General features: G+C 65.5%; 16 protein-coding genes. 12 read left to right on the top strand and 4 right to left on the bottom strand.

From position 1 onward, the window contains the following. The 9 genes from hemG (at position 1) to ABEA18_RS09430 (ending at position 10,219) form a co-directional block, all read left to right on the top strand. Complete coding sequence (hemG, locus tag ABEA18_RS09470) at positions 1–1,500, top strand: protoporphyrinogen oxidase (RefSeq protein ID WP_345449106.1); 1,500 nt, start codon at positions 1–3, stop codon at positions 1,498–1,500. A gap of 72 nt (positions 1,501–1,572) precedes the next feature. After that, positions 1,573–2,274 carry a hydrogen peroxide-dependent heme synthase gene (gene hemQ, locus ABEA18_RS09465; protein WP_059387506.1) on the top strand — a complete coding sequence of 234 codons (702 nt, stop codon included), beginning with the start codon at positions 1,573–1,575 and terminating at the stop codon, positions 2,272–2,274. Positions 2,275–2,339: 65 nt separating this feature from the next. After that, positions 2,340–3,515 (top strand): ferrochelatase, encoded by a 1,176-nt coding sequence (locus ABEA18_RS09460; RefSeq protein ID WP_345449261.1) that lies wholly within the window; start codon positions 2,340–2,342, stop codon positions 3,513–3,515. Beyond that, the gene (hemC, locus tag ABEA18_RS09455) at positions 3,512–4,495 is read left to right on the top strand and encodes a hydroxymethylbilane synthase (protein ID WP_345449105.1); all 984 of its coding nucleotides are present in this window, start codon (positions 3,512–3,514) and stop codon (positions 4,493–4,495) included. Before ABEA18_RS09460 ends, hemC begins: the two co-directional genes overlap by 4 nt. A gap of 19 nt (positions 4,496–4,514) precedes the next feature. After that, on the top strand, positions 4,515–5,408 hold the full coding sequence (locus ABEA18_RS09450; protein WP_345449104.1) for a uroporphyrinogen-III synthase: 894 nt from the start codon (positions 4,515–4,517) through the stop codon (positions 5,406–5,408). Next, positions 5,405–6,385: a porphobilinogen synthase gene (gene hemB, locus ABEA18_RS09445; protein ID WP_345449103.1), complete on the top strand. Its 981-nt coding sequence runs from the start codon at positions 5,405–5,407 to the stop codon at positions 6,383–6,385. The genes ABEA18_RS09450 and hemB overlap by 4 nt, the downstream gene beginning before the upstream one ends. Continuing rightward, on the top strand, positions 6,385–7,461 hold the full coding sequence (locus tag ABEA18_RS09440; protein ID WP_345449102.1) for an LLM class flavin-dependent oxidoreductase: 1,077 nt from the start codon (positions 6,385–6,387) through the stop codon (positions 7,459–7,461). Before hemB ends, ABEA18_RS09440 begins: the two co-directional genes overlap by 1 nt. Before the next feature lie 62 nt (positions 7,462–7,523). Then, positions 7,524–8,846, top strand: coding sequence for a glutamate-1-semialdehyde 2,1-aminomutase (gene hemL, locus ABEA18_RS09435; RefSeq protein ID WP_345449100.1), 1,323 nt, complete (start codon positions 7,524–7,526; stop codon positions 8,844–8,846). A gap of 62 nt (positions 8,847–8,908) precedes the next feature. Next, positions 8,909–10,219, top strand: a complete 1,311-nt coding sequence (locus tag ABEA18_RS09430) for a glycoside hydrolase family 3 N-terminal domain-containing protein (RefSeq protein WP_345449099.1) — start codon at positions 8,909–8,911, stop codon at positions 10,217–10,219. 102 nt (positions 10,220–10,321) lie between these two features. Here ABEA18_RS09430 and ABEA18_RS09425 read toward each other — a convergent pair whose 3' ends face one another. The 4 genes from ABEA18_RS09425 to ABEA18_RS09410 form a co-directional block, all read right to left on the bottom strand. Then, positions 10,322–11,059 carry an amino acid ABC transporter ATP-binding protein gene (locus tag ABEA18_RS09425; RefSeq protein WP_345449098.1) on the bottom strand — a complete coding sequence of 246 codons (738 nt, stop codon included), beginning with the start codon at positions 11,057–11,059 and terminating at the stop codon, positions 10,322–10,324. Then, positions 11,056–11,829: an amino acid ABC transporter permease gene (locus ABEA18_RS09420; RefSeq protein ID WP_236811990.1), complete on the bottom strand. Its 774-nt coding sequence runs from the start codon at positions 11,827–11,829 to the stop codon at positions 11,056–11,058. The genes ABEA18_RS09425 and ABEA18_RS09420 overlap by 4 nt, the downstream gene beginning before the upstream one ends. A gap of 12 nt (positions 11,830–11,841) precedes the next feature. Beyond that, the gene (locus tag ABEA18_RS09415) at positions 11,842–12,795 is read right to left on the bottom strand and encodes an ABC transporter substrate-binding protein (RefSeq protein WP_345449097.1); all 954 of its coding nucleotides are present in this window, start codon (positions 12,793–12,795) and stop codon (positions 11,842–11,844) included. 356 nt (positions 12,796–13,151) lie between these two features. Then, complete coding sequence (locus ABEA18_RS09410; RefSeq protein WP_236811988.1) at positions 13,152–13,862, bottom strand: 3'-5' exonuclease; 711 nt, start codon at positions 13,860–13,862, stop codon at positions 13,152–13,154. 88 nt (positions 13,863–13,950) lie between these two features. Here ABEA18_RS09410 and ABEA18_RS09405 point away from each other — a divergent pair, with 88 nt between their 5' ends. From ABEA18_RS09405 to ABEA18_RS09395, 3 genes are all read left to right on the top strand, one after another. After that, entirely contained in the window at positions 13,951–14,367 is a 417-nt protein-coding gene (locus tag ABEA18_RS09405; RefSeq protein ID WP_284751582.1) for an MGMT family protein, read from the top strand. An 86-nt stretch (positions 14,368–14,453) separates the two neighbouring features. Continuing rightward, positions 14,454–17,720, top strand: coding sequence for an ATP-dependent helicase (locus ABEA18_RS09400; protein WP_345449260.1), 3,267 nt, complete (start codon positions 14,454–14,456; stop codon positions 17,718–17,720). Continuing rightward, positions 17,717–21,247: an ATP-dependent helicase gene (locus ABEA18_RS09395; RefSeq protein WP_345449096.1), complete on the top strand. Its 3,531-nt coding sequence runs from the start codon at positions 17,717–17,719 to the stop codon at positions 21,245–21,247. Before ABEA18_RS09400 ends, ABEA18_RS09395 begins: the two co-directional genes overlap by 4 nt. Positions 21,248–21,278 lie beyond the last annotated feature (31 nt).

Genomic DNA, 21,278 nt, shown 5'->3' with positions numbered 1-21,278 from the left:
ATGCGCGGCGGTCACCCACAGCCCGAACACACCAATCCCGAACACGCACTTCCCGGCGATTCAGCAGCTGGCTTGACGTCCGTCGTCGTGGGCGGCGGCATTTCCGGCCTGCTCGCCGCCCGTGGACTGGCCAAAGCGGGCATCGCTGTCACCGTGCTCGAAGCGGGCGACTCATGGGGCGGCTGCGTAGGAAGCCACGAGGTTGGCGGCCTTGAGCTGGACAGTGGAGCGGAGTCCTTCGCCACGCGCTCCACTGCCGTGGCCGATCTCGCCCGCGATCTCGGGCTCGGCGACAACATCGTGGCGCCCCATCCGGGAGGGGCCTGGGTGCAGTTGCCCGACGGCCCGCAGGAACTGCCCAAGACCGGCGTGCTCGGAATTCCGGCGAACCCCTGGGACCCCGAGGTGCGGCGTTCCTTGGGCTTCGCAGGGTCCTTGCGGGCCTCGCTCGACCGCTGCCTGCCCGCATCACTGGGCACTTCCGCCGAGGTCACCAGCGTCTCTTCGTTGGTCAGCGCACGGATGGGCAAGCGGGTCCTCGAACGGCTCGTGGCACCCGTCGTCGGGGGAGTGCACTCCGCTGATCCCGCACTGCTCGACGTCGACATGGTGGCCCCGGGACTACGCGCAGCACTGCGCAAGCACGGTTCGTTGGCCGCCGCGGTGGCCAGCCAGCGCGCAGCCGGTTCAGGACAAACTGCTTCAGGGCAAAACGGGAGCGGAGCGGCGAAGGCCGGATCCGCCGTCGGCGGCTTGAAAGGCGGAATGAACACGTTGGTTTCCGCCCTCGTGGCTGAGCTGCGTTCTCAAGGTGTCGCCCTCGTTTCCGGCGCCCGCGTGGATTCGATTACCCGCACCGAAAACGGTTGGCAGGCCACCGCTGCGGGCACAAAGTACGACGCCGGGCGGCTCGTGGTGGCGCTCGACGGTCCGGCCGCCGTCGGGCTGCTGGAGGAGTCGCTTCCGGAGCTGTCCGCGCTGCGTCCCGCCGCGGGCCCCTTGGTGAGCTTGGTGACCTTGGTGGTGGACGTGCCTGAACTGGACCGCCGTCCCCGCGGCACCGGTATTCTCGTCGCTCCGCAAACCGAGGGGATCGAAGCGAAAGCGCTCACGCATGCCACGGCAAAGTGGGACTGGCTGGCGGAAGAAGCCGGCCCCGGCACGCACGTACTGCGCCTGTCCTATGGGCGGGGCGAGGGAGCGGACGCCCCTGAATCGGCGGCCGCGCTGGATGACGATGCCCTGTTTGAGGCTGCGCTCCGCGACGCCTCTACCTTGCTGACGGTGCCCATTGTTCGCGAAGACGTGCTCGATTGGGACGTTGTCCGCTGGGCCGGTGCCTTGCCGTTCGCCGCCGTCGGTCATAAACAGCGCGTTGCCGAGGTTCGGCGCATCTGCGCCGAAGCGGAGGGTCTGTCGGTTGTGGGCGGCTGGCTCGCGGGAAACGGCCTGGCCGCGGTGGTTGCGGACACTTCTACGCAAATCGACGCAGTTTTGTGAAATGCATCACTTCTACGTCTTGTAGAAGAGATGCATTTCGACTTAGCGGCATCGACGGGGCAGACTTGTACCATGAGCCACACTTCTGCCGAATCTGTCACTAAAACTGCCGAATCCGAAGAGCAGTTCTTTACGCTGTGGACCGTCTTCAAGCGGTCGGGCGATGTCCTGCGCAGCGCCGATGCTGTCCAGGATTTCGAGCAGCTGGCCGCCAAGCTCGCCGAGGACGGCGTTGTCCTCCGCGGAAGCTACGACGTCTCCGCCATGCGTTCCGACGCCGACATCATGGTGTGGCTCCACGGAGCCAAGCCCGAGGCCCTGCAGCAGGCCGTCCGTGACATCCGCCGCAGCGCGCTCTTCGCGGGCACCGAGATTGTCTGGTCCGCCATGGGCGTCCACCGCGAAGCTGAATTCGCCAAGAACCACGTTCCGGCCTACGCCCGCGGCGTCGAGCCCAGCACCTGGCTGTGCGTCTACCCGTTCGTGCGCTCCTACGAGTGGTACATCCTGCCGGCCGAAGAGCGTGGAAAGATGCTGCGCGACCACGGCATGCTGGGCCGCGACTTCCCCCAGGTCATCTCCAACACCGTGTCCTCGTTCGCCTTGGGCGACTGGGAGTGGATCCTTGGCCTGGAAGCACCCGAACTCGTTGACCTGGTCGACCTCATGCGTCACCTGCGGGCCACGGACGCCCGCAACCACGTCCGCGAGGAAATCCCGTTCTACACCGGTCGCCGCATCACCGCAGCGGAGATCGCCGAGGTCCTCGCGTGAGCGGCCGCCACTCCGCGGGTCCGGCCAGCCTCACCGAGGTCAATGACGTCACCGAGGCCGGACGCATGGCTCCCAAAGAGTACGACGCCGTTCTTCTCGCCTCTTTCGGCGGCCCCGAAGGCCAGGACGACGTCATTCCCTTCCTGCGCAATGTGACCCGCGGCCGTGGCATCCCGGATGAGCGTCTCGAAGAGGTGTCGCACCACTACCGCGCCTTTGGTGGCATCAGCCCCATCAACCAGCAGAACAGGAACCTCAAGGCCGCCCTCGAAGCGGAGCTCGCATCGCGCGGCATCAGCCTGCCCGTGCTGTGGGGCAACCGCAACTGGGACCCCTACATCCCGCAAACGCTCCAGGAAGCCTACGACGCCGGTCACCGCAAGTTGCTGATGGTCACCACGAGCGCCTACTCCTGTTACTCGAGCTGCCGCCAGTACCGCGAGGACATTGGCATCGCCCTGACGGAAACCGGCCTCGACGGCAAACTCGAGGTGGACAAGGTCCGCCAGTACTTCGACCACCCCGGCTTCGTGGAACCCTTCGTGGAAGGAACGGCCGCAGGGCTTGCCGAGGTCAAGGAGAAACTGGCCGCGGCCGGTCTCCAGGACGCTCCGGTCCACATCCTGTTCGCAACCCACTCCATTCCGACCCGCGACGCCGAGGCTGCCGGGCGATCGGACGCCGAGCCCCGCGAGTTCGAGCAGGACTCGGCTTATGTGGCCCAACACCTGGCCGCCGGCGCCGAGGTTGTCCGGCGGGTTGAAGCCGAATCCGGACTCACCGCGCCATGGTCCTTGGTGTACCAGTCCCGTTCGGGCGCTCCGAGTGTTCCATGGCTTGAGCCGGACATCAACGATGCCATCGAGGAACTGGCCGGCCAAGGGATCAAGGGCGTCGTGATCGTTCCGCTCGGATTCGTCTCCGACCACATGGAAGTGGCCTGGGACTTGGACACCGAGGCCTTGGAAACGTGCAAGAACCTCGGGCTCACCGCGACCCGCGTCCCCACGCCAGGAACCCACCGCAAGTTCGTTTCCGGCTTGGTGGACCTCATTTGCGAGCGGACCGCAGCCAACAACATCGCCGATCGCCCTGCCGTGACCGGGCTGGGACCGTGGTACGACATCTGCCGTCCCGGCTGCTGCGCCAACTTCCGTGGAGAGAAGCCCACGATTGCGGGTGCGGACACCACAGTAGGCACCGGACATGATGCCTACCCCGTAGGAGAAAGCGCGAAATGACCGTACGGATCGGTACCCGCGCGAGCAAGCTCGCGCTCACCCAGAGCCAGCAGGCGGCGGACCAGCTGGCCGCCGTCGGGGGCTTTCCCGTTGAACTGGTACGCATCAAGACGGAAGGCGATGTCCGGACGGGCTCGCTGTCCCAAATGGGCGGCACCGGAGTCTTCGTCGCCGCCCTTCGCGACGCGCTGTTGGAGAACGCGTGCGACGTCGCGGTGCACTCCCTGAAGGATCTCCCGACAGGTGCGGCACCGGGACTCACCATTGCCGCAACGCCCAAACGTGTCGACGTCCGGGATGCGTTGTGCGCCCGTGACGGGCTCAAGCTGGCGGATCTTCCGGCCGGCGCACGGGTCGGTACCGGCTCGCCGCGCCGTGCTGCCCAGCTGCGCGCCGCCCGCCCGGACCTTGACGTCGTGGACATCCGCGGCAACGTGGACACTCGGCTGGGCCGCGTTCCGGGGCTCGCCGGCAACGCGGAAGACGCACCCGGCGACCTTGACGCCGTCGTCCTCGCCGCCGCGGGACTGGAACGGATCAGCAGGCTCGACGTCGTGACCGAGTTCTTTGAGACCGACGTCATGCTTCCCGCCCCCGGACAGGGCTCACTCGCGATCGAGTGCCGCACGGCGGATGCTCCCGGACAAGGCTCCCCTGAGGGTTCCCAGGGTGCTCTAGCCCAGGCCCTGGCCGCACTCAATGATGAAGACACCCGGCTGGCCGTCACCGCGGAGCGTGCCGTCCTGGCCCGCCTCGAAGCCGGCTGTGCTGCGCCCGTGGGCGCATACGCTTACCGCAAGGGCAGCATGCTTTACCTTGAAGCCGTTGTCTGCGCCGTGGACGGGAGCAAGTCAGTACGCGAGAAAAAGGCCAGCGACGGACTCACTGAGGTGGGCGCCACGTTGCTGGGCATCGAAGTCGCCGAGCTCCTGCTTGCCGCAGGTGCCGCGGACATCGCAGATCTTGCAGCGTCCCGATAACCGGAGCCAACAGGAGACCATGGGACGACACAGCGCGGTGAAGTCGGGGGAGGCCCGGGTCCTTGAAGGAGCCCGGGTTCTTGTGACGCGCAGCCCTGATCGTGCCGCCCCGCTCGTCAGCGCCCTGCGGGAAGCGGGCGCCGAGCCGCTCTTGTTGCCCTTGATCGACTTTGAGCGTGCCCGCGACCAGCATTCCCTTGAGGTCGCCTTGGACGCCCTCCTCGCGGGAGCGTACGGCTGGCTGGTGGTCAGCAGTATCACGACGGTGCGCGCCCTGAAGGAGAAAGCGTCCGAGCGTCGCGTGGAGTTGAAGGACCTGATTCCGGATTCCGTCCGGATCGCGACGATTGGTCCGTCAAGCCGGCGGGTCCTCGAAGCGGAGGGCATTCCCGTGGACCTCGCGCCGGAAGACGTCCAGTCGGCCGCGGGCCTCGTGGCCGTCTGGCCGACAGGCCCGGCCAATGTGCTGTTGCCCCAAGCGGACATCGCCGACGCGATGTTGGCGGAGGGGATCGAAGCCAAGGGAGCCGCGGTCCAGTCAGTGACGGCCTACCACACCGTGGACTACCCCGCGGCCCCCGAACGCAGGCTGACTGCTGCCTTGGTAGCGGCGAACGGCTGGAAGACAGGGGCGGGATCCGGGGCGCCGGAGCTCACCCCCGAAGCCGCCAAGGCCGAACTGTCCGGCGGCCGGCTCCACGCCGTCGTCGCCGCTTCACCCAGTGCGGCACGCCGCATCCACGCCTCGCTGGGGCCGCTGCAGGATTGCCGCTTTATTGCGATCGGGCGCTCGACGGCGGCAGAGGCTGCCGCTCTCGGCATCCCGGTCGCGGCAACTGCCAAAGAACCCACGCCCGACGGCATCGTGACCGCCCTACGCACCGTATTCGCCACCGAAGGGAACGAAAGTTGAGCTTTCCAAACCACCGGCCCCGCCGGCTCCGCACCACCCCCGCCATGCGCCGGATGACCGCCGAACACCGCTTGGCTCCCGCGGATCTCATCCTGCCCGCCTTTATTCGCGAAGGACTCAGCGAACCGGCTCCGATCAGCTCCATGCCCGGTGTTGTGCAGCACACAACCGACTCGCTCAAACGCGCCGCTGCGGAAGCCGTGGAACTCGGTGTCAGCGGCATCATGCTGTTTGGTGTCCCGGCCATCCGCGATGCCCGGGGAACCGCCTCCCTGGATCCGGACGGCGTGCTGAACAAAGCCATCCGCGACGTCCGGGCGGAAGTTGGCGATGACCTGGTGGTCATGGGCGACGTGTGCCTCGACGAATTCACCGACCACGGCCACTGCGGCGTCCTGGACGCCAACGGGTACGTGGACAACGACGCCACCCTCGAAATCTACGCTCAAATGGCCGTAGCCCAGGCCGACGCCGGTGCCCACGTCCTGGGACCGTCCGGGATGATGGATGGCCAGATCGCCGTGATTCGCCAGGCCCTTGAAGAGGCCGGACACCAGAACACCGCGCTCCTGGCGTACGCGGCGAAGTACGCCTCCGCCTTCTACGGCCCTTTCCGCGAAGCCGTGGACTCGCAGCTCAAGGGTGACCGCCGGACGTACCAGATGGATGCCGCCAACCGCCGCGAAGCGATCATCGAGGTGGAACTCGACCTCGAAGAGGGCGCCGACATGGTGATGGTCAAGCCGGCCATGAGCTACCTCGACATCCTCGCCGACGTTGCCGCCATGAGCCCGGTTCCCGTGGCGGCCTACCAAATCTCCGGCGAATACGCCATGATCGAAGCGGCTGCCGCGAACGGCTGGATCGATCGCCGCGGCGCCATCACAGAATCCGTGCTCGGCATCAAGCGGGCCGGCGCCGACATGGTGCTGACGTACTGGGCCTCCGAGCTTGCCGGCTGGCTTAAGGAGTCCTGATGACAGATAACGCTTCCACTCCCACGGCCCCTGTCGGAGCTACGGAGATCCTCCTCGGACTGAATACTTTCGGTGACGCCGGGGTGGACGCCGGCGGCAACCCGAAACCGCATGCACAGGTTTTGCGGGAGCTGCTGGCGGAAGCGGAACTGGCGGACGCCATCGGGCTTCATGCCTTCGGGGTGGGGGAGCACCACCGCCGAGACTTCGCTGTCTCGGCGCCCGAAGTGTTCCTGGCGGCCGCCGCCGCCCGGACATCGCAGATCAAACTCGGTTCGGCGGTCACCGTGCTCAGCTCCGACGACCCCATCAGGGTCTTCCAGCGCTTCTCGACCGTTGACGCGATCTCCAACGGTCGTGCGGAAGTGATGCTGGGCCGCGGCTCCTTCGTGGAATCGTTCCCCCTGTTCGGCCTGGACCTGGCAGACTACGAAATCCTGTTCGAGGAGAAGCTGGAACTCTTCGACAAGGTCCGGGCGCAGAAGCCCGTGCATTGGGAAGGCCGCACCCGGCCGAACGTGAACGGAATGAGCGTCTTTCCGCCGCTGGAACACCACTTGCTGCCAACGTGGATCGGTGTGGGCGGCACCCCCGAGTCGGTGCTGCGCTGCGCCCAATATGGCTACCCGATCATTTTCGCCATCATTGGCGGGGAACCGCGCCGCTTTGCCCCGCTCGTGGAGCTCTACCGCGAGGCAATGGAAAAATACGGGCACCCCATGCAGCAGATCGCCACGCACTCGCCGGGCTACGTCGCTCCCACCGATGAGCAGGCCCGGGAGGAACTCTTCCCGCATTGGCTGGCCCAGCGCAACCGCATCGGCGCGGAACGCGGCTGGGGACCGGCGAGCCGGGGCGAGTTCGACGCCATGTGCGGACCTGAGGGAGCACTTTACGTAGGTTCCCCGGAAACGGTCGCCCGGAAGATCGTCTTGCTGAAGCGGAACCTCGGCGTCGACCGTTTCGACCTCAAATACAGCAACGGAACCCTGCCGCACGAATCCATGATGCGCTGCATCGAACTCTTCGGCACCGTGGTGGCCCCATTGGTGGCCAAGGAGCTTGCCGACGCTTGAACGCGGCCGAACCGTCTTTGCCGGCGCCTGAGCCGTCCCGAATCCCTGAAAGAATGGACCCCATGACTTCAAACACCCCTGTCTCCGACCAGCTGTTCGACCGTGCCCGTTCCCTGATGCCCGGCGGCGTCAACTCCCCGGTGCGCGCCTTCGGTTCCGTCGGCGGCACGCCGAAGTTCATGGTTTCTGCGCAGGGTCCGTACCTGACCGACGCGGATGGCCGCGAATACGTCGACCTCGTCTGCTCATGGGGCCCGGCGCTGCTGGGTCACGCGCACCCGGCCGTCCTCGACGCCGTCCACGCCGCCGTCGACCGCGGCTTGTCCTTCGGCGCCTCCACGCCCGATGAGGCAAACCTCGCCGCGATCGTCAAGGAACGCGTCTCCGCCGTCGAACGCATCCGCATGGTGTCCACGGGCACCGAGGCCACCATGACCGCCGTACGCTTGGCCCGCGGGTTCACTGGCCGCAACCTGATCGTGAAGTTCGCCGGCTGCTACCACGGCCACCTCGATGGACTGCTCGCCGCCGCTGGCTCGGGCCTTGCGACCATGGCACTGCCCGGTTCGGCCGGTGTCACTGAAGCTGCCGCCGCTGAGACCCTCGTCCTGCCGTACAACGACCTCGGCGCGGTGGAAGCCGCTTTCGCTGCGCACGGCAACAACATCGCTGCCGTCATCACCGAAGCCGCGCCCGCCAACATGGGCGTCGTCACCCCGGACGAAGGCTTCAACGCAGGGCTGTCCCGCATCACCCGCGAACACGGCGCGCTGTTGATCCTGGACGAGGTGCTAACCGGCTTCCGCACGGGCTATGCGGGCTACTGGGGCCTCACTGGCCGCCAGGAAGGCTGGATGCCGGACCTGCTGACCTTCGGCAAGGTCATCGGCGGCGGCATGCCGACGGCGGCCCTCGGCGGGCGTGCCGACGTCATGGATTACCTTGCGCCCCTTGGTCCGGTGTACCAGGCAGGAACCCTGTCCGGGAACCCGGTGGCCATGGCCGCAGGCGTCGCCACCCTGACGCTCGCGACCCCGGAGGTCTACAGCTTCGTGGATGCCCGCTCGCTGGAACTTTCGGCGGCACTCTCGTCGGCGCTGGACACTGCCGGCGTGGACCACTCGATCCAGCGCGCAGGGAACCTCTTCTCCGTGGCCTTCGGCACTTCAGCCAACGGCGTCCACAACTACGCCGACGCCCAAGCCCAAGATGTCTTCCGCTACGCACCGTTCTTCCACTCCATGCTGGACTCCGGCGTCTACCTGCCGCCCTCGGTCTTCGAGGCATGGTTCCTGTCCGCTGCCCACGACGACGCCGCCATGAACCGGATCTTTGACGCGCTCCCTGCAGCAGCCAAAGCGGCCGCGGAGGCCACCGCCCTGTAACGCCACTTTCCCGATGCTGCGCAGCCTGCTCCTTGCGCGCCCCGCCGGGCCGGGAGCAGGCTGTGGGCAACGATCGAATCTACAAGGCGATGATTCATCTGCTCAAGCCGTCCAGAATTTCAGTGCTCATCCTCTTCGCCCTGATGGCCGGGGCATTTGCCGGCATTGCGCATGCCGACGCCCCTGACCGCGGTTTGATGGCGGCCGGGGACCCGCCCTCGGCGCCAGGCACTCCCCAGGCCGCCCCAACGCCTCGGTTTTCCAACTCTCCGTCCGCGGGACCGCCGAGTGCTTCTGCAACGCCGGCCGGTCCTACTGAGCTGCCGCCGCCACCGCACCCGACGCCGGAACAGCGGCTCGCGGGCCTGACCCTGGAACAAAGGGTAGGGCAATTGTTCATGGTGGCGGCCAAGGCCGACGGAAGCGATTCGGGCGCAGTGGCCGATCTCCTGAACAACCACGTGGGCAATATCTATTTGGCCGGACGGAGCCAAGCAGGCGTTGCAGCGACAGCCTCAGTGGTGGAAAAGCTGAGGGCGGGCATTTCGCCGGCCTCAAGCCGTGGCTTGCCCCTGTCCGTCGCGACGGACCAGGAAGGCGGCTCCGTCCAAGTCCTCCGGGGACCTGGATTCCTGCCTATTCCCGCAGCCTTGGAGCAAGGCAACTCGAGCCCTGAACAACTACGCGCCGACGCCCGGAACTGGGGGGCCGAACTCTTGCAGGCCGGGGTGAATGTTGACCTGGCGCCAGTACTGGATACCGTTCCCAGCCCCGAATTTGCGCCCTCGAACAAGCCCATTGGGGCGTTCAAGCGCGAATACGGCTTCACCCCTGCCGCGGTGTCCGAGCACGGGAACGCGATGGCGGCCGGACTGCGGGACGCGGGGGTGGCGCCCGTGGTCAAGCATTTCCCAGGAATGGGGCGCGTCAGCCTGAACACTGACGTCAGCGCGAACGTCCACGACGCCGAAACCACCCGGACGGATCCGTACCTGATGCCGTTCAAAGCCGCGATCGACGGCGGACTCCGGTGGGTCATGATTTCCAACGCCTATTACGACAAGATCGATCCCGACCATGTGGCCCCGTTTTCGTCGGTGATCATGCGCACCATGTTGCGGACGGACGCGGGGTTCACCGGCATCATCGTGTCCGATGACCTTTGCAACGCCGTGCAGCTGTCGCCCTGGAGCATGGGGGATAGGGCAACGAACTTCATCGGGGCGGGCGGCACCATGGTTCTGTGCGCAGACACGGCTTCAGTTCCGGCGATGTACGCCCAGGTCCTGCAACGTGCGCAGACCGATCCTGAATTCCGCAAATCAGTCGATGCCGCTGCTTTGACTGTGCTTCAAGTCAAGGCGGGGCAGTAGCCCCGGTTACGGGCCCGGGCGGACATGAAAAAATCCCCGGTTTCCGGACGATTCACCACTTGGGTGGTTCGTCCGGAAACCGGGGATCTTCGTTGTTAAGGCCTAGAGCACGTCCGAAAGGAAGCCCTTCAGGCGATCGGTCCGCGGCTCGGTGAAGAGTTGTTCCGGCGATCCGGTCTCTACGACGACGCCTGCGTCCATGAACGTCACGGTGTCGGACACGTTCCTTGAGAAGCCCATTTCGTGGGTTACCACCACCATGGTCATGCCGCCCTTGGCCAGCTCGGTCATGAGCGCGAGAACGCCCTTGACCAATTCAGGGTCCAGGGCCGAAGTTGCTTCGTCGAAGAACATCACCTCGGGCTTCATGGCGAGCGCTCGGGCAATGGCCACTCGCTGCTGTTGCCCGCCTGAGAGGTTGGCTGGCCGGGCGTCAGCTTTGTGCTTGAGTCCTACAAGGTCCAGTTGGGCCAGGGCATCTTCCCGTGCCTGTTCCTTGGACATGCCACGGAGCTTCCGCAGTGCGAGGGAGACATTTTCCGCTACGGTCTTGTGCGGGAACAGGTTGAACTGTTGGAAAACCATGCCGATCCGCCGGCGCAGTTCATCCGGGTTGTCCTTGAGCACCGAACGGCCATCGAGCAAAATGTCACCCTGCTCGGGTTCGATGAGCCGGTTCATGACCCGCAGGAGCGTGGATTTCCCCGAGCCGGACGGGCCGATCACGGAAGCCGTCGTGCCCTTCTCGACGTGCAGGTCGATGCCGCGCAGGACATGGTTGGACCCGAAGGACAAATGGATGTTTTTGGCCGTCAGTGTTCCTGAAGCGAACTCGCTCATGCCTGGGCTCCCTTTCCGACGACGGCGGCCGCCTCGTCCGGTTCTTTCTTTTCCGGTCGCCCCGAACGCAGGCGGCGGTCCAGCCAGTTCACGAAATGCGTAAGCGGAATCGTCATGACCAGGTAGAACAGGCCCGCCGCCACATAGGGGGACAGATTGCCGCTCGTAGACGCAAAGTCCTTGCCGATCTGGAAGACTTCCCGTTCAGAGGCGAGGAGACCCAGGACGAACACAAGGGAGGACTCCTTGATCAGCGCAATGAACTGGTTCACGAGCGCGGGCAGCACGCGGCGTACACCCTGGGGAACCACCACAAGGCGCATGGCAGGGCCGTAGCCGAACCCCAGTGCTCGTGTTGCCTCCAGCTGCCCTTTGTCGACGCTCTGGATGCCCGAGCGGAAGATCTCGCCGATGTACGCCGCCGACATCAGGGACAGAGCCGCGACAGCCAACGGGTACGGGCTTGTTGAGCCCGTCAAATGCCGGATGATGGGTCCGAAACCGAGGCCGATCACGAGGATCGTGAGCACTGCCGGGAGCCCGCGGAGGACATCCGTGTAGATCCTGGCAATCCACCGGGCGACAGGATTCCGGGAGATCCCCATGAGGGCGAGCAACATCCCGAGCAGCGTTCCGATGATGCCGGAGGTGACGGCGAGGACAAGCGTGTTCGGCAAGCCGACCGCGAACATCTTCGGGATGACTTCGCCCATCGCCTTCCAGTCGAGGAAGGTCTCGCCGAGCTGTTTGAGGATTTCCTGGAGATCCATGGAACGCCTGGGTTACTTGGCCGGGATCTGGACGGCCTTGCTGCCCGGCTTCCAGCCCTGCGGGGTCTGCTCCGCCGTCGTCGGGCGGTCCTTGTACCACTCGGCCGTCAACTTGGTCCAGGTACCGTCTGCGATCACGGCGTCAAGGCCGGAGTTGAGGGCATCGAGCAGAGGCTGGTTGTCCTTGTTCACGGCCCAGGCGGTGAAGTTCTGGGTGTTGACGACCTTTTCCGCGATCTTGGTGTTGTCGCCGTCCTTGACCTGGCCGGTTGCCTGCTGCGACGGGGCGACCCAGGCGTCAACCTGGCCGCTCTTCACGTTGGCGTAAACCGTGTTGTAGTCCGGGAAGCGGACGGGCTCAAGCTTGAGCGTGTTGGTGACGTAGTCGTCCTGGACGGTGCCCTGAACGACGCCGATGCGGACGTCGGACTTGAGGTCCGCGAAGCCCTTGATCTTGGAGTCGGACTTGGTCACGACAGCCATGTAGCCGAAGTCGTAGCCATTCGTGAACCCGACCGACTCGCGGCGCTTGTCCGTGGTGGAGATCGAGGAGGATCCGACGTCGAACTGCTTGTTCTTGACCTGGGAGAGCAGCGCCGAGAAGTCAGTGGAGGCGAACTCGACCTTGAGGCCCAGCTTGGCTCCAACCGCGCGCAGCAGCTCGTTGTCATAGCCGGTGAACTTGCCCGAGGGATCGATGAAGATGTTCGGCGGGGCGTCCGAGAGGGTGCCGACGCGCAGCGTGCCGTCGGTGATGAGGCCCAGCTTGGACTTGTCGATCTTGTCCAGCGCGGTGACGTCCTTGGTGGTGTACTTGTCCAGAGTCTTCTGGTCGCTGCCTTGGAGGGCATCGGTCGGCGAGGCGCTGCTGGTGCTGCCCGCTCCGCCACCACACGCGGCCAGGGAGACGGCCAGGATTGCAGCCACGGGGACAGCAGAGAACCACTTCAGGGCTTTGATTTTCATCAAGCAAATCACTTTCATCGGGGAACACGCGTTCGTATCGAGACGGGCGGGGAACGCAGCCAAAGCAGGTTTGGGCCGCAATATCAGTACTCGACCCGCCAAACTTAATTATGTCATCCGCCCATTCAGCGATAAATTGACGGCGATAAGACGTGGGATTCCCGGAAACTCCGAATTAAATTCAAGATCGAATGGAAATTGTGCTTGAAGTGCCGCGCCCCTCAGCCGTCGAGGGGAATTCGTGACTGACGTCCAGCTGGCTTTCAGGCAATAAGCGCCATGTGACGTGCGTCCCATCATGCGGACTCTGGAAAAGCGTCCGGTACGTGGATGGGCGCTCTGAAAGTCCGGCCGCTTTAGAAGTCTCCCCGGCTGGCATCTTCCGGGGGAAGGACCGGCCAATTGCCTTCGATGACGGCTGTCGGTTTGGTCTTGCGCAGGTAGCTCTGGAAATCGGCGGCCTGTGCAGCCGCCCAATCGACCTGGAGGTGGTGCAGCTTGGAAGCGGGCATTTGCAGTTTCGGGAACTTGCCGGCCATGGCATCGAGGACGCGCAGCGTGGCGAGGGCGTCTGCAGCGGAGGTGTGGGCGTTATCGAGGTTCACACCGTACTCCTCGCACAAAGCGGTCAGGGTCCGCTTGCCCTTGCGGTACCGGTCGACCTGTTTGTTCATGACGTAGGGGTCAAGCACGGGGAAACGGCTAAGTTGCGGCACACCGTAGCGGGCGGATTCGGCCGCCAGGACCGTGAAGTCATAGCTGGCGTTGAACGCAATGACCGGCACGCCGTCGTCGAAAAGTTCCTGGAGCGCTGCCGCGAGTTCGCGCGTCACTTCTGCCGCCGGACGGCCCTCGGCCCTCGCCTTTTCCGTGGTGATGCCGTGGATCTCGCTGGCCTCCAGGGGGATCTCCACTCCAGGGTCCGCCAACCATTCGAGTTCCTTGACGATGCCGCCGTCGTCGTCCACTACCGTGACGGAAGCGGTGACGATCCTCGCGGACCGGGAGTTCCGTCCCGTGGTCTCAAGGTCGAACGCGGCGCGGGGGAGGGTGTTCCAGGAGCTCATGCTTCAACGCTACCGGCGCCCTCCGACAAGAACCGGAGCGACACTCCTTCTGCGCCGATCCGGCCGCGCATGCCGATAGGCTGGTGGCATGCGGATGGAGTTTGTGACGGCGGTACTGGCCGTCGTGGATCTCATGCCGCCCGGCGTTGCCGTGTCCTATGGGGATGTTGCCGAGCTTCTGGGCTCAGGCGGTCCCCGGCAGATCGGATCGGTCATGAGCCACCATGGGAGCACAGTGGCTTGGTGGCGCGTACTGCGTGCAAGCGGGGAAGCGCCCCCAGGACTTGAGTCGGAAGCGCTACATCACTACTTGGATGAGGGAACGCCGCTGCACGGCGCCTACGCGGAGTATCTGCGGACCGGCGAGGGCCGCTGGCGGGTTGACCTGTCCCTGGCCCGGTGGGCTCCCACGGACCGCGATTTCGACAGTATCGACGCGATCTCTGAGCAACTCGAGCGTCAGCTCCATAAATTGTCGGTACCCGATGATGAAATGACCGTGTGAGTCCAACACCGACACCTCAAGCAACAACGCAGGATGCAACCCCGGCACAACCGCGGCAGGCACAGTCGCGGCAGGCGCCCGCCCGGTTGCGCCTGCTTCCCCCGCGCGAGGTCCACTACGCAGCGCCGGAGTTGTCAGCCGACCAGGCTGCCGTCGTCGGGCTCCCGCACGGATCCGGGCCGGTCCTGATACCGGGGGCGCCGGGCACCGGAAAATCCACTGTGCTGGTGGAAACCGCCGTCCGCCGGGTTCAGCGTGACGGCGTGGATCCGGAACGGATCCTGATTCTCGCACCCGGCCGGCATGCGGCGTCGGCGTTGCGGGACACCTTTACCGGGCGGCTGGACCGCAGCTTGAGTACGACGCCGGCGCGCACCTGGGCGTCATACGCTTTCGACCTGATCCGGCGGGCCAAGGCCGAGGGCGTGCTGCCGCTGAAGCGGCCGCCCAAATTGCTCTCGGGGCCGGAACAGGACCTCATCATCAAGGAACTGCTGGAGGGGCACGCCCGGCCGGGCTTCGAACTTCCCTGGCCGCAGGACTTGTCGGCCGCGTTGCCAACTCGGGGTTTCCGCCAGGAGATCCGGCAGCTCTTCGACCGGATTATCGAATCCGGCCGCACTGCGGACGACCTCACGTCGCTTGCCTATGAATGCGGCAGACCGGACTGGATCGCTGCCGCAGACCTCTATTCGGAGTACCGGGATGTCCTGGACCTGCGCATGCCGGAGGCCTTTGACCCGGCAGGAATCATTACCGCCGCGCGCCAAATCTTCCAGGACTCGCCCGGGTTCCTGGCGGCAGAGCGGGAGCGGCTGCAGTTGATCCTGGTGGACGACGTCCAAGAGGCAAACCCCGCCGTGTTTGAACTGCTCGCGGACATCGCGGAAGGAAAGGACGTTTTGGTGGCGTCCTCCCCGGACACCGTCGTCCAGGGGTTCCGCGGAGCACGACCGGACCTTGTCGCAGAACTGCCGCGGCTTCTCGGAGGCCTTGCGGGTACCGTGCGGGAGCTTCCGCTATGGCACACCCACCGGCACCTCCCGGACGTCGCAAAAGCGTGGACGGGCGTAGCGGCGCGCATCTCGCAGCGTGCGGGAGGCCAGCTGGCCCGGCGTCTGGACCCACTTCCTGCATCGGCGGAGGAAACTCCTTCCGGAGGTAGCCAGGCCATGGGTCGGGTGGAAGCACATGTCCTTCCGTCCACAGTCCACGAATTGCGCTATGTGGCACAACGCATCCTTGAAGCACAGCTGCGCGAAAACCACGAGTTCGGCGACATCGCAGTAATTGTGCGCAACGGTGGGCAATTGGCGCAGCTCCAGCGCTATCTGAGCGGTCAGGGAATCCCGGTCCGCGTCCCCGTCGCGGACTCGGCTGTCCGCGACGAAGTGGCTGTCCGTCCCCTGCTTGAGGTGTACGGCGTGGTGCTGGATGCCGCCAAGCTGACGCCTGAGTCTGCCGTCTCGCTTCTCACGTCGAGGATCGGCGGGGCTACCGCCATCGAGTTGCGCCGCCTGCGGCAATCCCTGCGCCGGGAGGAACTGTTGGGCGGTGGTGGACGGTCCAGCGATGCGTTGCTGGTTGAAGCGTTGCTGGAGCCCGGGGCACTGGGTTCTTTGGGCATCGAGGGTAGTTCGGCCCGCCGTTTGGCCCGGATGATCGCGGCGGGACGTTCGGCGGCCGCCGAGTCAGGGGCTAACGCGGAGACGGTGTTGTGGGCGTTGTGGCAAGCCACCGGCCTGGCTTCGCGCTGGACGGAAATGGCGCTCGACGGCGGCGCGGCCGGCGCCCGGGCGGACCGGGACCTTGACGCCATGATGGCACTGTTCCACACAGCCGAGCGCTATGTCGACCAACTCCCCGGCTCCGGTCCCGAACAGTTCCTCGAGTATCTGCTCAGCCAGGAACTCCCCATGGACACCCTTGCCGCCAGGGCACAGTTGGAGGAAGCAGTGGAGCTCATGACGCCGGCCAGCGCGGCCGGGCGGGAGTGGGCCGTGGTCATCGTGGCGGGTCTGCAGGAGGGCGTCTGGCCCAATACGAGGCTCCGTGGTGAACTCCTCGGGAGTACTTTGTTCGCCGATGCCGTGGAGCATGGAGTCGAACATGCCTTGCAACGCGGGCCCCTCAGCAGGCTGCGGGATATCCGCTACGACGAACTGCGCAGCTTCTCCACAGCCGTTTCGCGGGCCCGGGAAGTCCTCATCTGCACCGCGGTTTCTTCCGAAGACGAGCAGCAGTCTGCCTTTCTCGACTATGTGGCCCCTCTGGAACCGGGACAGTACCAACGTGAGTACACACCGGTTGGCAGGCCCATGACCCTGCGTGCCTTGGTGGCCGAGCTGAGGCAGCGCGTTCAGCCGGACGACGCCGCGCTCGCCCGCCCGGGCGTCGCCGCGGACGCCGCGGAAGCTGCTCGCGTGCTGGCACACCTTGCCACCGCACAGCCCGCCGTGCCGGGCGCGCATCCGGATTCCTGGTGGGGACTGGCACCGCTTAGCAGCGAGGCACCGGTGGTCCCGGCGGAAGGCACGGTGTTCGTTTCTCCCTCGAAGGTGGAAACTGTGCACAAATCGCCGTTGGATTGGTTTGTCCAGGCGGCCGGTGGCGAAGCCGCTACCGACTTTGCCCGCAGCCTGGGCACCTTGGTCCATACGATTGCCCAGGAGTTGCCCGATGCTTCCGGCGCGGAATATGTCACGGAGCTCGTGCGTCGCTGGCCGACCCTGGGCATGAAGGACAACTGGGAGGGCAGGCTGGACTTCCAACGGGCAGAGCAGATGGTCCGGAAACTCGCCCAATACGTCCTTGTCATGCGGAGCGAAGGCCGAAATCTGGCCGGGGTCGAAGTGGACTTCGAGGTTCCCCTTCCGGAGGTGCGTCTGGGCCACGTTGCCGAGGATTCCGATGTTGTCCGGAACGCCGTGCTCCGGGGACAAGTGGATCGTTTGGAAATAGATGCTGAGGGCAGGCTGGTGATTGTCGACCTCAAGACGGGCAAACGCCAGCCGGGCAAAGCCGAACTGGCCAGGCACCCCCAACTCGGTGCGTATCAGGCGGCGGTACTGCACGGGGCGTTCCAGGATCTGCCTGTTCCGGGGCTTGTTCCCGGCGGTGCCGTGCTGGCACAGCTGGGGACCAAGACAAAAACGCCTGCGGTCCAAGTGCAGGAGCCCCTGGACCCGGGAGATAACTGGGCACAGGACCTTGTCAGCGAGGCCGCCGTGCTCATGGCCGGAGCAAGCTTCGAAGCACGTCACGATCCCTCGAAAGGCAGCCATGGAGGCCACGGCTGCCGACTGCCCGATATTTGCCCATTGTGCGCCAGGGGAAAGCAGGTCACGGAATGACCGTCCAGACACTCGCGGGAATTGAGGCCGGAGACGCCGCCGAAGATGCCGCGGTCCTGCCGGAACCTCGATTTTCGCCCGGCGAATTGGCCGATATCCTCGGCGAGCGGAACCGTCCCACGGACGAACAATCCGCGATTATTGCGTCACCGTTGACCCCCCGGCTAGTCATCGCCGGCGCCGGATCGGGGAAAACCGCAACCATGGCGGACCGTGTGGTGTGGCTCGTCGCGAACGGATGGGTTCGCCCCGAAGAGGTCCTTGGCGTCACCTTCACCCGTAAAGCCGCAGGGGAGCTGGCCAGCCGTATCCGCGCGAAATTGGCCACCCTGCAGCGCATCGCATCCTCGGACAACGGGGAGTACGGCTTCCCGGAGGGGGTTGCAGGCTCCGACGAGCTTGAACCCAAAGTGTCTACCTACCACTCCTACGCCAGCGGGATCGTATCCGACTACGGCCTGCGCCTGGGCATCGAGCGCGATGTGGTGTTGCTCGGCGGCGCCCAGGCCTGGCAGCTCGCGAGTGAAGTGGTCGAAGCGTACGACGGCGACTATGAGCACTTCACCGCTGCCAAGTCCACGTTGGTCAACGCCGTGATGCAGTTGGCCGGCGAGTGCGCCGAACACTTGCGAGAACCGGCCGAGGTTCAGCGCTGGTTGATGGACCGGGTGTCCGAGTTCGCCCAATTGCCCTATGTGTCCGCCGCGAAAAAGAACCCGAGCCAAGCTGCCGGTGATCTCGGCGCCATGTTGCGTACCAGGGCCAGCGTCGCGGACATGGTGGGGCGCTACCAAGAGGCCAAGAGGAATCGCGGCGTCCTCGACTTCGGCGATCTCGTTGCGCTCGCCGCGAAGATCGCCCAGGACATACCGTTGGCGGCTGCCACCGAACGGGCCCGCTACAAGGTGGTGCTGTTGGATGAATTCCAGGACACCTCGCACGCGCAACTGGTCCTGTTCTCCCGCCTGTTCGGGGGAGGGCACGCTGTGACGGCGGTGGGGGATCCGAACCAGTCCATCTACGGGTTCAGGGGTGCTTCCGCCGGCCAACTGTTCCACTTTGTCCAGGAATTTCCCGTCCGGGTGGAAGACGGTTTTGGAACGGCATCACTTACAACTGCACCCACCTCGTACCTGACCACTGCGTGGCGGAACGGGCGCAACATCCTGGCCGCCGCAAACGTCATTTCCGCCCCTCTGAACAAGGCCGCCGCGAATGACGGAGCCCCGGGCTCCAGGGCCGACGACGGTTCCGTCGCAGTGCCTCCGCTGCAGCCGAGCCCGGCAGCCGTGGACGGCAACGTCGTTCTCGGACGATTTGCCACCGACGAAGACGAAGCCGCAGCGATTGGGCGGGACGTCCGGCGCTACCGGCGCACAGTCTTTGAAACCGCGGCCGACGGTACGCCGGTTTCTCCCACCATGGCAGTGCTTTGCCGCCGTCGGGCACAGATGGAATGCTTGCGGCGGGAATTCGAGGTCCAAGGAATTCCGTACGAAATAGTCGGACTCGGTGGGCTCCTCGACACCCCTGAAGTAGTGGATCTTGTGGCTGCGCTCCGGGTTCTCGCAGATCCCGGCCGTTCCGATGCCCTGATGCGTTTGCTGGCAGGCGCCCGGTGGCGTATCGGAACTGCAGATCTGATGGCATTCCGCGACTGGTCCCAGTTCCTTGCCCGGCGGCGATCCCAAGGCGGTGCGGGAGACAGCGGCACTGCAGACGATGCGTCAAACGCGGACGAAAGCCCGATGGAGACCGTCGTGGAGAGCGACATTACTGATGCGGCCAGCCTCGTGGAAGCGCTGGACTTCCTGCCACGCCCAGGGTGGACTTCCGGCCATGGACGCTCCCTGAGCCCGGCGGCCTTGGACCGTCTTGGCCGGCTGTCTGCGGAGCTTCGGAACCTGCGGGGGTTCATGGGAGACGATCTGACCACGCTGATTGGCGAGGTGGAACGTGCCATGCTGCTGGACATTGAGGTCGCTGCCAAGCCCGGGACGAGCATCCACCAGGCCCGCCGGAACCTGGACGCATTCCATGATGCCGCGGCGGGTTTCCTGCGGACTTCGCAGCGGGTTGATCTCCTGGCCTTCCTGGGGTGGCTTGAAGCGGCCGCGTCAGAAGAAGGCGGACTGGACATGGCGGACGCCGAGGTGAACCACGAGGCCGTGCAGTTACTGACAGTTCACGCCTCCAAAGGCTTGGAATGGGACGTTGTCTTCGTCCCCGGCCTCAACGCCGGGGCCTTCCCGAGCAACCGGGACTCCCGGTGGAGCAGCGGCACCGCGGCCCTGCCATGGCCCCTTCGTGGCGACCGGGCGGATCTCCCTCAATGGGATCTGGACCAGCCGGACCAAAAGGGCTGGCTGGACGCCGAAAAGGACTTCAAATCGGAAGTCCAGCACCACGGCGAAGCCGAAGAGCGGCGACTCGCCTACGTTGCCTATACTCGCGCAAAGTTCGTCCTGTGGGCCTCGAGCGCCGCGTGGAATGGCTCGCGGGCAGGCATTGCCGAGACGTCACCTTTCCTCGCTGAGCTGGCCTGCCTCGCCGGTGATGCAGGAGACAACGACCGGGGAGCATCGGCCGCAGCCATTCACCCGCAGTCCCTCAGCGAAGACGCGCTGCCCACTGAGAGCCCCTTGACAGTCGGCACGGAGGTGGCGATCTTCCCCTATGATCCGCTCGAAGGTCCCAGCGACCCTCGCACAGGGGAACGGCTCCGCTTGGTACCTGGGCGGCGGGCCGCCATGGAGGCGGCAGCAACACGGGTCCGGGACGCCGTCGAGGGACTGCGGACGGATTCGCCGCTCGTCATCGATGCCTCGCGGACCTCCCTCCGCGGTGCCGCAGCGGGCTGGGCCGCCGAAGCGGAGTTGTTGTTGGAACGGCAGTTGCGGCGGAAGCCCGTCCAGGACGTCCATTTGCCCGGACACATCTCGGCATCGATGTTCGTCGACCTGGGAGACGACCCCACGGCGGTCCTGGCCCAGCTCCGGCGCCCGGTGCCCCGGCAACCCGGGATCTCGGCACGCAAAGGCACCGCCTTCCATTCCTGGGTGGAGGAATACTACGGAACCACCGGGATGCTGGATATCGACGAAGCCCCCGGCTCTGACTCCCACATCGACGAAGCCTACGGACTTGACGACATGGTGGCGACGTTTAGCAATTCTGAATGGGCGCACCGGTCCCCGGCGTTCGTCGAAGTTCCCGTGGAAACAAGGATCGCGGACGTCGTGGTGCGCGGACGGATTGACGCGGTTTTCCGCGGCGCGGACGGCACATGGGAACTGGTGGACTGGAAAACGGGCAAGCGCCCGGCCGGCAGGCAACTCAAGACCCGCGCCGTGCAACTGGCCGTCTACCGCCTGGCATGGGCGCGCCTCAAGGGTGTGCCGTTGGAGCACGTCAGTGCAGCGTTCTACTACGTTGCCGATGACGCTGTTGTGAGGCCCCATGACCTGGGCACGGTCGCGGAACTGGAGAAGATCATCGCTTCCGCGCTGGGTAGCCGAAACCGGTAGGCAGCCGAAACCACGGCAGCCAAGCCGGGAA

The organism is Arthrobacter gyeryongensis (assembly GCF_039543785.1).
In the GTDB taxonomy this organism is placed as follows: domain Bacteria; phylum Actinomycetota; class Actinomycetes; order Actinomycetales; family Micrococcaceae; genus Arthrobacter; species Arthrobacter gyeryongensis.
Note: the sequence above shows the minus strand (reverse complement) of the source record. Positions and strands in the feature narration are given on the sequence as shown.